Source organism: Serratia montpellierensis (assembly GCF_020858655.1).
Taxonomy (GTDB): domain Bacteria; phylum Pseudomonadota; class Gammaproteobacteria; order Enterobacterales; family Enterobacteriaceae; genus Serratia; species Serratia montpellierensis.
Window position 1 is genome coordinate 613,207 of record NZ_VOSN01000005.1, and the last position, 12,125, is coordinate 625,331.

Genomic DNA, 12,125 nt, shown 5'->3' on the forward strand with positions numbered 1-12,125 from the left:
GGATATGAGAGGATTGCGGAAAACGCCGGGCGGGCGAATGCCGCCCGGCACCGACGTTAGAGCGCTACGCTGCCCAGGATGAACGTCACGGTGATAACCGACAGCAGCGTCGTCCAGGTGATGATGGAGGCCATCGCTTCATGATCGCCCCCCATTTGCCGCGCAAGAATATAGGCGTTGCCGGCGCAAGGCACGGCGGAATAGAGAATGGCGATGCTGGCCGGCACGCCGGTCGCGCCGAAATAGTGCACCAGCGCAATGGTAATCAGCGGCATGGCTACCAATTTCAGCACGGTCGCATAAGAGATGGAAACCAGCTTGCGGATATGCATGCTGACGATCAACCCTGCGCCGACCGACATCAGGCTCAGTGGCGTGGCGGCGTTGGAGAGATAAACGAACAGCTGTTTAAGCGCACCGGTAATGTGCAGGTTACACAGGTTCATCAGCACCCCGAACAACGCGCCGATGATCAGCGGGTTTTTCGTCAGCGCCAGCAGCGCGCCGCTTAGGCTTTTCTTGCTGCCGGTGCCGTAGTGGTTCATCACCAACACGCTCATGATGTTGGTCAGAATGATCATGTACGCCACGAAGAAACCGGACAGCGCCACCCCCTCGCTGCCGAACAGCGATTGCGACAGCGCGATGAATACATAAGAGTTGTATCTGACTCCGCCCTGAAAAATAGAGGTAAACAGATCGGCCGACGTATTGAAAAACAGTTTGCCAACGAAAATAATCAACGCGATGGCCAGCGTGGAAACTATGGTCGCCACAACGGGATAGAAGCTGTCCGCGCCGCTAAAATCCGCCTCGCTGATATCCAATATCAACAGCGCCGGAAAAAACAGGTAATAAACGAATTTGTCTGAGAAGCCCCAAAATACGGCAACGTCTTTAACATAGAGTTTTGACAAATAGCCCAGTACGATTAACAAAAAAATCGGCAATATAGAAAGAAAAACGTTCAGCATGAATAATAACCTTAAATCGAGAAAATACGCTCTTCAACCTGATTGAGGTTGCGATGATTCCACAAGCTTGCCGAAATGAAGACGCGTTGCACCCAGCGTAACGGCGTATCTCTTTCATCGAAAGAGGGTGTGAATTTATCGCGTGAATGCAGCGCAAAGCGGTTATCGATATACACCAAATCGCCCGGGCAAATATCGATGCCGATGGCGTTTTCTTTCACCAGCCCGTAGAAACGCTCGAGCGCGGCTTCCGCTCGCGGCGTGCTGGCCGCAATCATGCCGGGATAGAAAACGGCGCTCACATCCGGCAGAACATGGTTTTGCGAAATCAGCGGCACCAGCGCGGTTTCTTCGCGCCCGGCCTGCGTGGACTGACGCCAACGGTATGGCAGCTTGATGCTGTACAGTGGGCTGGCCAGCGTTTCGACGTCCTCGCGGCTCAGTTGAGCGATAGCCAAACGCGAATCGGAGATGCGCGTCATCGGGCTGTGCGGATCGCGGCGCACGCCGGCCAACAGCAATCCCATTGGCGAAACGTTGAACTGTTCCAGGTGTTTCAGGGCCGCATTTTCAATATGGAAGTCCAGTTCAACATCGAACCCCAGACCGGTATATTCTTTTTTGGCTTCGCGTTTGGGGATCAGATTATTGATCAGTTCCTTCCCTTCGAAATACATCGAATAGGGTTCACCAATTAACGAAGAGATGCCGACCAACAGGTTTTCACTGATATTCCCTGACTTGGCCGAAGGCGTATATTGGTTCGGGCAAGGGGAAAAGAACACTTCTTTATCCACCGGCACATTTTTTAAAATAAGATAAGGCCGTGGTTTGATTGACGCCTTTTGCTGGCTTAATGCGGCGCTTAATCTGTGGGGCAAGTGGGTGATCATGGCCGATCGTATGGCGTGAATATACGCATCACCACCGGCGGGATCGTAAGCAATTTTATCTAATGCCGAAAATAACTCGTTTCGTTCCTGATCCGTCAACTGAAAGACGTTTTGGTAATCCATCCTGAGCATTCCTTGACAATAAGAATATCATTAGCAAGCCTAATGAAAGCGGCAGGATGTTAACATTATGCAATCAAATTCATAAAGATTTATTAACTAATTTCGTGATCTTAATCACCACTCCTCCGTCCAGTTAACAGTGGCAAAGAAGTGATTAATAAACAAACAGATACACGGGAGCGTCTCAATCGGATGCGATAGCGAAAACGCGCGAGAGATAACGCAGGACATGACCGTGGGCCTCAAAAACGCACGATAAATGCGTACTGCCCTCAAGCAAACCAAAGGCAACATGTGCACTGCCGTGCTGTTCGACGAAACGCTGCAAGGATTGCGCGCTGAACAACTCATCCTGCGCTGCCGCCAGCAGCAAGGTCGGCAATCGCAGCGCCGCCAGTTGCTTTGCCGGGGTGCGTGGCGTCAACGCGTTAGCCATATTGACGCTATATTGGCAGACAAAATCGGGGGCGGTAGCCAGCACGGCCGGGGGAAAATTCAGGCTGACCGCCCGGGATTGCCCAAACCACCGCCCGCCGCTCAGCGCATTGGCCACAAAGGGCCATTGACGCACCTGAGCAAAACGAGCGGCCGCCGGCAGATCGCGGGCCATCCCGGAAAATGGCCCCAGCTCCGGCGCCAGCAGGATCAGGCTGTCCGCCTGCTGCTCGCAAGGATAGCGGGTCAGATAGTTGAGCAACATCCCGGCGCCGCTGGAATGGCCAAGCAGGTGCCTGCGCGCCAACGGAAAACGGTGGCGCATTTCCGCCAGAATGGCATCGACATCGCGCCAAATCCGCTCAGGCCGCTCAACCGTCCCCCGCTCTCCCGTGGAATCGCCATGCCCTCGAATATCGACCAGGCACACCGCGAGCATTGGCTCGGCAGCCAGCTGGCGCGCAAGAATGTCATACCCGGCGGCGCTGTTAACCCCGCCGCCGTGATAGACCAGGATCACGTCTTCACTCTCGGCAGTTTGCCGATACAGACGATAGCTCAACCCCTCGACGCGACCGGACGACATGTCCACATGCCCGCCCGGCCACTCACCGTAAGACTTCGCTTGCTCAACATAGCGGTCAAAATCAATCAAAGCGCACCTTTCCATGAATGTTGTCGGTATTTCCTACGGCAAAGCTCCTCGCCAAAGTGGTGATAACAATATGAAATAACAGCAGTAATTACCATTCCTTTTGCACGCTCGCCCTTAACGTCAGGGCAGATCGCCCGCCGGCACATTGAGCTGCCAGGAGAGCCCAAAGCGATCGTTGAGCCAGCCGAAACGGGCGCTGAAGCCGTAGTCGTCGAGCGGCATCAGCACCTTGCCGCCCTCCGCCAGGCGGCGGAACGCCTGCTCCAGCGCCTGTTCGTTAGGCAGGTTGATGAACAGCGACACCGCCGGAGTGAAGCTGAAATCATGGCTGATTGGGCTGTCGATAAACACCAGGTTCTGCCGGTCAAAATCGATGGTGGCATGCTTGATCAACCGCCGGCCGTCCGGCGTCGGGTCGTAATGCTGCACCTGCATGAGCCGAAAACGCTCAAACACCTGGCTGTAGAGGTCGATCGCCTGCTGCGCCTCCCCCTGGAACATGACAAAGGTCGAAACCTGACTCATAACATCCTCTCCGGCAATCGTTGTGGTATTAATGGAGGATAGCGGATTACCGTTGAAGCGGCGGAAAGGAGCAACCATGAGCATCATTCACCGCCTGGCGCAGCCGGACGATCTCAACGGCCTGTTGGCTCTCTATCGCGAGCTGCGCCCACAGGATGCGCCACTGCGCACCGACGACGCGCGCCGCGCCCTGCAACGCCTGCTGGACGATTCGGCGATCCGTCTGGTGGTGGCAGCGGATGAGGAACAGCCGATCGCCACCTGCATGCTGGCGCTGATCCCGGGGCTGGCGCACCAGGCGCAACCGTTCGGCGTCATCGAACACGTGGTGACGGCAGAGCCCTATCGCGGCCACGGCGTGGCACTCGCGATGATCGAATACGCGCTGCAGCTGGCCTGGCGCAAGGGCTGTTACAAGGTGATGCTGCTGTCGGGGCAGCAACGCACCGGCGCGCACCAGCTTTATCTCAAAGCGGGTTTCGACGGCGATCGCGAGCGGGGATTTGTCATCAGGCGGCCCGAGGGCCGATAGCGGCCTGCTGCAAATGAGCAGGCCGTCAGGCGGGTCATTCGGTGGCGTTTTTCGCCAGGCTGGCGTCTTTTTGGCGACGATAGTCGCGGGCGGCGGCCGGGATCGGCGTCACCTTGCCGGTTTCAATCCAGCTGCGCAGACGGTTGGCGTCGGCGAAGTGGGTATATTTGCCGAAGGCGTCCAGCACCACCAGCGACACCGAGCGGTTACCGATCATGGTGCGCATCGCCAGGCAGTGGCCCGCCTGATTGGTGAAGCCGGTTTTGGTCAGCTGAATGTTCCATTTCGGGTTGTACACCAGGTGGTTGGTGTTGCGGAACGGCAGCGTGTAGTTCGGGTCTTTGAAGCTGGCCATGCGCTCGGTGGTGGTGCTGAGCTGGCCGATCAACGGGTATTGCTTGGTGGCGATCAGCAGCTTGGTCAGATCGCGCGCCGTCGACACGTTATGAATAGAGAGCCCGGTCGGTTCCACATAATGGGTATTGGTCATGCCCAGCGCCTTGGCCTTAGCGTTCATCGCTTTGATGAAGGCGTTGTAACCCCCCGGATAGTGGTGCGCCAGGCTGGCGGCGGCGCGGTTTTCCGACGACATCAGCGCGAGCAGCAGCATATCCTTACGGCTGATTTCGCTGTTCAGCCGCACCCGCGAATACACCCCTTTCATCTCCGGCGTCTGGTGAATATCCACCGCCAGCATCTCGTCGAGCGGCAGGTGCGCGTCCAGCGTGACCATCGCGGTCATCAGCTTGGTGATCGAGGCGATCGGCACCACCTCATCCGGGTTGCGCGCGTACATCACCTTATGGGTTTGCATATCGACGACCATCGCGCTGCCGGAGGCCAGCTCCGGCTGGGTGGCGTGCACGGCGGCGGCGTTGTCGCTGGCCAGCGCGCGTGGCGCAAAGCCTGCGCCCGCCTGCAAAGCGAGCAGAGTCAGAACCAAAACACGTATTTTCACAGGCATTACTCTGAAATGGGGGCTTGAATTCAGCGAATTATATGTGAGGGTTCAGCGCTTGGCACTGGGATTGTATGGCGGATTTGTGACAAATTCTGTCGGCCGAAAAACGACGCAGCCCGCGGGCGCTCTGGGATGAACGCCCGCGTCGAAAAAGTTACAGCGCCGGCTGCCAGGCCGACTGCGGCAGCAGGTACAGCCCCGGCGTTTGCCGCGCCCCGGCACCGACGATATGGCCGATGCCGGCCGCCATTACCGCCAGCGTCACGTCGAAGGCGTTGAGGCTATCGCCATAGCCGGCGGTCAGGTTGAACATCGAACCGTTGGCCAGCAAATAGACCGTCTTTTCATTCAGTTGGTAAGCGTTCACATAAGGCATTGGCTCGTGGTGCGGCAAGCCCTTGAGGAAGCCGACGTCGATCTCTTCCGCCACGTGGCCGACGTTGAGGATAAACACGCCGTCCTGCGCCAGTTGCAGATGCTGCGCCGAGAGCACGTTTTTCGCGCCGGTCGCGGTGGCGATCACGTCCGCCTGCGCGACGGCGCTCGCCAGATCCACCACCTGCCAGCCGTCATAACGCGCCTGCAGCGCGCGCGCCGGATCGATTTCCGCCACCATCACCTGGCCGCCGTACGCCCTGGCCGCCGCCGCCGTCCCCTGCCCAACCAGGCCGTAGCCGATCACCAGCACGCGCTTTTCGTGCAGCGTCAAATGGGTGGTCTGGAAGAAAGTGTGCCAGGCGGTCAGCCCAACCATATGCCGATTGTGCAACCCCTCTTTCACCGGTAGATCGTCCCAGTTGAAGATCGGGTAGCGCGGCGCCACGCCGTTTAACCGGCTGATGCCCGATCCGGTGGCCTCCAACCCGGCGACGATCTGTGGGCCGCTCGGCGACTGGTGCAGACGGGTGGTCAGATCCGCCCCCATTTCGCACAGATGAGTCGGCTGCCAGGCCAGCGCGCGATCGAAAGATTCCGACCATTCGCCGACGCTCATGTCACGCCAGGCGTAAGCCTGCGCGCCGCGCCGTTCCAGCCAGGCCACTACGTCGTTCTGTACCGTGGTGGGATTACAGGTGGTCAGGAAGATCGCCGCGCCCTTGTCCAGCAGGCCGGCCACCAGCGGCGCCATTTTCAGATCCAGGTGCATATTGCACGCCAGCCGCACCCCGTGCAGGTCCGGCAACGCTGCCACCGCCGCCCGGGTGCGCGGCATATGGCGCGTCGCCCAGCTCAATTCGCTCTCAAAATCCTGATACATCCGTTGCTCCTCTGGTGTGCCCCGCCGCCAGGCGTGGCAAAAAAATTATCCCGCGCGGCCGAGCCGGCGGATCGCCTGCGGCGACAGGCCAAATACGCGGATAAACGCCCGCCTCATGCGCTCCGGATCGCTGAACCCCACCAAGCGGGCGATCGCCTCCAGCGGCTCGGCGCTCTCTTCGATGCGCACCCTGGCCGCCTCCACCCGCAGCTGCTCGATGACCTTGGCCGGCGTCTGCCCGGTTTCGGCGCGGAACAGCCGACCGAACTGCCGCTCGCTCAGGCAGGCGGCGTCGGCCAGATCCGCCACCGACAGCGGCAGGTGCAAGTGTTCGCGCGCGTACGACAGCGCGGCGCGCATGCGATCCGACGACGGATTCAACGCCAGCAGCAGCGAGTATTGCGACTGCCCACCGGGTCGCCGGTGGTAGACCACCAGCTGCCGCGCCACGCCCGCCGCCATCGTGGCGCCCAGATCGTCCTCGATCAGCGCCAACGCCAGATCGATACCGGCGCTGATGCCGGCTGACGTCCAGATATCGCCGTCACGAATGAAAATGCGGTTGCTGTCGACGCGGATACGCGGATAGCTCTGCTGCAATCGCGCCGCGTGATACCAGTGGGTGGTGGCGCGCCTGCCGTCCAGTAAACCGCAGGCCGCCAGAATAAACGCGCCGGTGCACACGCTGGCGATGCGCCGCGCGCGCCGGCTGTGGGTCGTCAGGAACGCCACCAGCGCCGGCGATTGCGCCGCCATCACGTTGCCGCTGCCGCCGGCCACCACCAGCGTATCGAAACGCTCGTCGCCGCACGGCTGCGTGGCGATCTCCACCCCGGCCGAGCTGGCGACCATCCCGCCCTGCGGCGAAATCGCCACGCAGCGGTAAGCCGGCGGATCGGTAAACTGGCTGACGTTATCGAACGCCGCCAGCGGGCCGGCAAAGTCCAGCAGGTTAAAACCGGGAAAAACCACAAAACCGATCGTTTTCATGATGGCGCTTTTTGAGGGTTATCTGTCATATCAGCCAAAAACAGGGCGGCTATTATGGCCCAGGTCCAACGATAAAAATGAGGCGAATGTCATGTCTGAACCACTCGTGATTGTATTTCCCATCTATCAAGGCGTCACCCAGCTCGACTTCACCGGCCCGCTGCAGTTTCTGCGCCACATGCCGGGCGCGGAAATCATCGTCGCTTCGGTAGACGGCGCGGATGTCGAATCGGAAGGCTTGCACTTCACCCAACTGCGCCCGCTGCCGGAGATCGCGCGCTGCGACGTGCTGTGCGTGCCGGGCGGCAGCGGCTGCACCCAGGCGCTGCAAGATGAGGCTTTTATGCAGCAGATCCGTCGGCTGGGTGCCGATGCCCGCTACCTGACTTCGGTGTGCACCGGTTCGCTGATCCTGGCCGCCGCCGGGCTATTGCAGGGTAAACGCGCCGCCTGCCACTGGTCGATGCGCGACAGCCTGAAGCTGTTCGGCGCCGTGCCAAGCTCAGCACGCGTAGAGCGCGACGGCAACGTGATCAGCGGCGGCGGCGTCACCGCCGGCATCGACTTTGCGCTGGCGCTGATCGCCGAACTGCACGGCGAAGACACAGCCCAGACGATCCAGCTTTATCTGGAATACGCCCCGGCTCCGCCGTTCACGGGCGGCACGCCGGAACTGGCCCCGCCGCACATTTACGCCAAGGTACAGGCACAAATGGCGGAAAGCCTGGCGCGGCGCAGAGCGCTGGTGGCCCAGATCGCCCAAGGCTAGCGATCGGGCGTATACTTGCCCTTATGCGTCAGTCACATAAGGAGTAAGGAATGACCGATTTGGCCCACTACATTACGGACTACGGTTACTGGGCGTTGTTTATCGGCTGCCTGGCGGAAGGGGAAACCATCACGCTGCTGGGCGGCATCGCCGCCCACGAAGGGCTGCTGCACTGGCCGTGGGTGATAGCCGTGGTGGCGCTGGGCGGCACGCTGGGGGATCAGCTGCTGTACTTCGCCGGCCGCCGGTTCGAAGGCCGGGTCATCGCGCGGCTCAAGGGGCAGGAAAAGCGCATCGCGCGCGCCAGAAGGCTGATCGCTCGCCACCCGATGCTGTTCGTTATCGGGGTGCGCTTTATGTACGGTTTCCGCATCATCGGCCCGGTACTGATCGGCGCCAGCCGCTTGCCGCCGTCGCGCTTTGTGCCGCTCAACCTCCTCGGCGCCATTCTGTGGGCGACAATCTTCGTCATGCTCGGCTATTTCGGCGGCCAGGCGATCGAAAGTTTCGTTACCGGCTTCGACAAAAAACTCTCCAGCCTGCTGTTTGTCGCGCTGGCGATCGCCACCATCCTGCTGGTGCGCTTCTGGTGGCGCAAACGCCACGCGGAATAAGCCAGCGCGCCTGGCATCAGCTTTCCTGCGGCGCCGCGCGCATCAGCTCGACCAGCTCGCGCGCCGCCTTGTCCAACGGGCGGTTCTTCAGCCAGATCAAATGCATCGGCAAGCGCAGCTCGTTCTTGGTATTTTTGAATTTCAGCCGCACCAGCCGCCCCTGCGCCAACAGCGGCTCGGCCAGCGACAGCGGGAAATTGCCCCACCCCAGCCCCGCCTCCACCATGTTTAGCGCCATCGGCAGGCTGTCGGTGCGCCAATACGCCTCCGCCACCTGCGGACGCAGATCGCCGATCGGCAGATCGCGGCTGGCCACCATGATCTGCCGCACGTTGACCAGATCTTCGAGAAACAGCTCACCCGCCGCGCCGTCCAGCGCCGGATGCTGCGGCGACAGCATCGCCACCAGCGATTCCGCGCCGACGAAGTGGAACTGTTCCGCGCTGTTGATGTTCAGCCCGCCGAACGCCAGACAAACGCCGATGCGCTCCTGATGCAGCATGTGCAGCACGTCGTCCTGCGGTGCGCTGAGCACTTCGATGTTCAGCAGCGGATAACGCTGCGACAGCGTTTTCACCGCCGCCAGCAGGCCGGCGCCGTTGATATCCGACGCCACGCCGATCGAAAGCCGGCTCTCCAGCCCCTGGGACAGTTCGATGGCATGCACCTGCAGCTGCTTGAGCTGCCCGGCGATCAGGCGGGCGTGCGGCGCCAGAGCCAGTGCCAGCGCGGTCGGCGTCGGTTCACGGTGAGAACGGTCAAACAAGGCAAAGCCGAGCTCCGCCTCCATGTTGGCGATGCCCATGCTGACGGCGGACGGCACGCGCCGCAACGCGCGGGCGGCGGCGGAAAACGAGCCGCGGTCGAGCACCGCCAAAAACAGTTCGATGTTGTCGCTGGAAAAATTCATCGCTCAACCTGTCAGATTAACTGACAGCTCCTGACTTTTTCTATCAATGTGATTGACGTTATCTTAGCCGCCGTCGCCACAGAGGCAACTAAAAACAGATTCGGGAGAAAACGATGCAAGGCGTCAAACGCAAACTGGTGTATGTCACCGCTTATGAAATCATCGGCATGGCGATCTCGGCGCTGGGGCTGGCGCTGCTATCGGGCCATGCGCCAAGCAGCACCGGGCCGCTGGCGGTGGTGATCACCACCATCGCGGTAAGCTGGAACTTTATTTACAACTATGTATTCGAGTGGTGGGAAAGCCGCCAGGTGTCGCGCACCCGCACGCTCAAACGCCGCATTTTGCACGCCGTCGGCTTTCAGCTGACGCTGGTGGTGTATCTGATCCCGCTGATCGCTTGGTGGATGGGCATCACGCTGTGGCAGGCGCTGCTGCTGGATATGGCGCTGATCGTCATCATTCCTTGCTACACCTTCCTGTTTAACTGGGCGTTCGACAAGCTGTTCGGCCTGCCGGCTTCGGCTCTGCCGGCCGGTGAATCCGCCTAAGCCTCCCCCTCGTCCGATTCGCCTGCGCACGCTCATTGCCGCGCAGGCGCCATCGTTTTATTTTCCGCCCGCTTTCCCCCCTCACGCGAAATAACCTCAAAATCCCTTTAATTTGCGCGGTAATTATTATTCTGTGATTTCAATCACTTTTATCGTTCGATATTTCCGTGTTGATAATGAGACTCATCTTACTGAATAATATGCGCTTTTGTTTTCAGTTTAAAAAATACACACCATTGTTCACACTTTGTACGCAGGTTTTTTTGCCACATTTATCGGGAAACGGTAGCATGCCACGCCGTTATTTAACGGCGGCTGTATACACAATAAACAGCGGAATGATGCCACGACCTCATTCTCATTACGATTGCTGATGGCAATCGTTTGCTCTGCAGCTCAGGGCGGAGTTCATCATAGACAGGTAAACAGGACGGATAATGCACTCACAAAAAAAGTCGGCGGATGACAAACACGCCGCCAGAAGACGCTGGCTAGACTCTCATGAATCCGGTTATCACAAAAGCATGGGCAACCGGCAGATCCAAATGATCGCCATCGGCGGTTCGATCGGCACCGGTTTGTTCCTCGGTACCGGCGGCCGTCTCGAACTGGCCGGGCCGGCGCTGGCGCTGGTCTATCTGGTGTGCGGGATCTTCTCTTTCTTCATCCTGCGCGCGCTGGGCGAACTGGTGCTGCATCGCCCTTCCAGCGGCAGCTTCGTTTCTTACGCCCGCGAGTTTCTCGGTGAGAAAGCCTCTTACGTCGCCGGCTGGATGTATTTCCTCAACTGGGCGATGACCGGTATCGTCGACATCACCGCAGTGGCGCTGTACATGCACTACTGGGGCACCTTTGCCGACGTGCCGCAGTGGCTGTTCGCCCTCGGCGCGCTCGGTATCGTCGCCACCATGAACATGATCGGCGTGAAGTGGTTCGCCGAGATGGAGTTCTGGTTTGCGCTGATCAAGGTCGTCGCCATCGCGCTGTTCCTGATTGTCGGCGTCGTCTTCCTCGGCACCGGCACGCCGGTTGCCGGCCACACCACCGGCATGCACCTGATCACCGAAAACGGCGGCATGTTCCCGCACGGCCTGCTGCCGGCGCTGGTGCTGGTGCAAGGGGTGATCTTCGCCTTCGCCGGCATCGAGCTTATCGGCACCGCCGCCGGCGAGTGTAAAGATCCGGCTAAAATGATGCCCAAAGCGATCAACAGCGTGATCTGGCGTATCGGCCTGTTCTACGTCGGCTCCGTGGTGCTGCTGGTGCTGCTGCTGCCGTGGAACGCCTATCAGGCCGGCCAAAGCCCGTTCGTCACCTTCTTCAGCAAGCTGGGCGTGCCTTACATCGGCACCATCATGAACATCGTGGTGTTGACCGCCGCGCTGTCCAGCCTTAACTCCGGCCTCTACTCCACCGGCCGTATCCTGCGCTCGCTGGCGATGGGCGGCTCCGCGCCGAAGCTGATGGCCAAAATGAGCAGCCAGCAGGTGCCTTACGCCGGCATCCTGGTTACCTGCGGCATCTACGTGATCGGCGTGGTGCTCAACTACCTGGTACCGTCGCGGGTATTCGAGATCGTGCTGAACATCGCTTCGCTGGGCATCATCGCCTCCTGGGCGTTTATCATCGTTTGCCAGATGCGCCTGCGCAAAGCCGTGCGCGAAGGCCGCGCGCAGCCGGTCTCGTTCAGAATGCCGGGCGCGCCGTTCACCTCCTGGCTGACGCTGGCGTTCCTGCTGATCGTGGTGGTGATGATGGCGTTCGACTACCCGAACGGCACCTGGACCATCGCCACTATTCCGGTGCTGGCGGTGTTGCTGACGCTGGGCTGGTTCGGCCTGCGCAAGCGCGCGCAGGAAGTGAAGCGGGAGCAGCAGGCTCACGAAGAGCAGAACCCGCACTGAATCGACAAACCGCCCTCCGGGGCGGTTTTTT

Annotated in this window: 13 protein-coding genes; 5 read left to right on the top strand and 8 right to left on the bottom strand. The window is 60.0% G+C overall.

Going from position 1 to position 12,125, the window contains the following annotated elements; translation table 11 throughout:
- Nucleotides 1-56 precede the first annotated feature (56 nt).
- The 4 genes from FUU19_RS08325 to FUU19_RS08340 all read right to left on the bottom strand — a co-directional run bounded on the left by FUU19_RS08325 (nucleotide 57) and on the right by FUU19_RS08340 (nucleotide 3,605).
- Nucleotides 57-974, bottom strand: a complete 918-nt coding sequence (locus FUU19_RS08325) for an AEC family transporter (protein WP_025301959.1) — start codon at nucleotides 972-974, stop codon at nucleotides 57-59.
- An 11-nt stretch (nucleotides 975-985) separates the two neighbouring features.
- On the bottom strand, nucleotides 986-1,990 hold the full coding sequence (locus FUU19_RS08330; RefSeq protein ID WP_025301958.1) for a TauD/TfdA family dioxygenase: 1,005 nt from the start codon (nucleotides 1,988-1,990) through the stop codon (nucleotides 986-988).
- 184 nt (nucleotides 1,991-2,174) lie between these two features.
- Nucleotides 2,175-3,080: an alpha/beta fold hydrolase gene (locus FUU19_RS08335; RefSeq protein WP_185742314.1), complete on the bottom strand. Its 906-nt coding sequence runs from the start codon at nucleotides 3,078-3,080 to the stop codon at nucleotides 2,175-2,177.
- Between the two features lie 120 nt (nucleotides 3,081-3,200).
- On the bottom strand, nucleotides 3,201-3,605 hold the full coding sequence (locus FUU19_RS08340) for a VOC family protein (protein WP_230490150.1): 405 nt from the start codon (nucleotides 3,603-3,605) through the stop codon (nucleotides 3,201-3,203).
- 76 nt (nucleotides 3,606-3,681) lie between these two features.
- Here FUU19_RS08340 and FUU19_RS08345 point away from each other — a divergent pair, with 76 nt between their 5' ends.
- Nucleotides 3,682-4,137 (top strand): GNAT family N-acetyltransferase, encoded by a 456-nt coding sequence (locus FUU19_RS08345; protein ID WP_043136772.1) that lies wholly within the window; start codon nucleotides 3,682-3,684, stop codon nucleotides 4,135-4,137.
- 34 nt (nucleotides 4,138-4,171) lie between these two features.
- On the opposite strand, the gene pbpG is transcribed toward FUU19_RS08345, so the two are convergent.
- The 3 genes from pbpG to FUU19_RS08360 all read right to left on the bottom strand — a co-directional run bounded on the left by pbpG (nucleotide 4,172) and on the right by FUU19_RS08360 (nucleotide 7,346).
- The gene (gene pbpG / locus FUU19_RS08350; protein ID WP_141970248.1) at nucleotides 4,172-5,101 is read right to left on the bottom strand and encodes a D-alanyl-D-alanine endopeptidase; all 930 of its coding nucleotides are present in this window, start codon (nucleotides 5,099-5,101) and stop codon (nucleotides 4,172-4,174) included.
- Nucleotides 5,102-5,252: 151 nt separating this feature from the next.
- Nucleotides 5,253-6,356 carry an adenosylhomocysteinase gene (locus tag FUU19_RS08355; protein WP_202669119.1) on the bottom strand — a complete coding sequence of 368 codons (1,104 nt, stop codon included), beginning with the start codon at nucleotides 6,354-6,356 and terminating at the stop codon, nucleotides 5,253-5,255.
- 45 nt (nucleotides 6,357-6,401) lie between these two features.
- Nucleotides 6,402-7,346, bottom strand: a complete 945-nt coding sequence (locus FUU19_RS08360) for a GlxA family transcriptional regulator (RefSeq protein WP_141970252.1) — start codon at nucleotides 7,344-7,346, stop codon at nucleotides 6,402-6,404.
- Between the two features lie 91 nt (nucleotides 7,347-7,437).
- Between FUU19_RS08360 and FUU19_RS08365 the strand changes: the two genes are divergently transcribed.
- Nucleotides 7,438-8,115: a DJ-1/PfpI family protein gene (locus tag FUU19_RS08365; protein ID WP_141970254.1), complete on the top strand. Its 678-nt coding sequence runs from the start codon at nucleotides 7,438-7,440 to the stop codon at nucleotides 8,113-8,115.
- A 50-nt stretch (nucleotides 8,116-8,165) separates the two neighbouring features.
- Entirely contained in the window at nucleotides 8,166-8,729 is a 564-nt protein-coding gene (locus FUU19_RS08370) for a DedA family protein (protein ID WP_141970257.1), read from the top strand.
- A gap of 16 nt (nucleotides 8,730-8,745) precedes the next feature.
- Here FUU19_RS08370 and FUU19_RS08375 read toward each other — a convergent pair whose 3' ends face one another.
- Nucleotides 8,746-9,639, bottom strand: a complete 894-nt coding sequence (locus FUU19_RS08375) for a LysR family transcriptional regulator (RefSeq protein ID WP_197832971.1) — start codon at nucleotides 9,637-9,639, stop codon at nucleotides 8,746-8,748.
- A 113-nt stretch (nucleotides 9,640-9,752) separates the two neighbouring features.
- On the opposite strand from FUU19_RS08375, the gene FUU19_RS08380 reads away from it, so the two are divergent.
- The gene (locus FUU19_RS08380; protein WP_141970261.1) at nucleotides 9,753-10,190 is read left to right on the top strand and encodes a PACE efflux transporter; all 438 of its coding nucleotides are present in this window, start codon (nucleotides 9,753-9,755) and stop codon (nucleotides 10,188-10,190) included.
- A 437-nt stretch (nucleotides 10,191-10,627) separates the two neighbouring features.
- On the top strand, nucleotides 10,628-12,094 hold the full coding sequence (gene ansP / locus FUU19_RS08385) for an L-asparagine permease (protein ID WP_141970263.1): 1,467 nt from the start codon (nucleotides 10,628-10,630) through the stop codon (nucleotides 12,092-12,094).
- Nucleotides 12,095-12,125 lie beyond the last annotated feature (31 nt).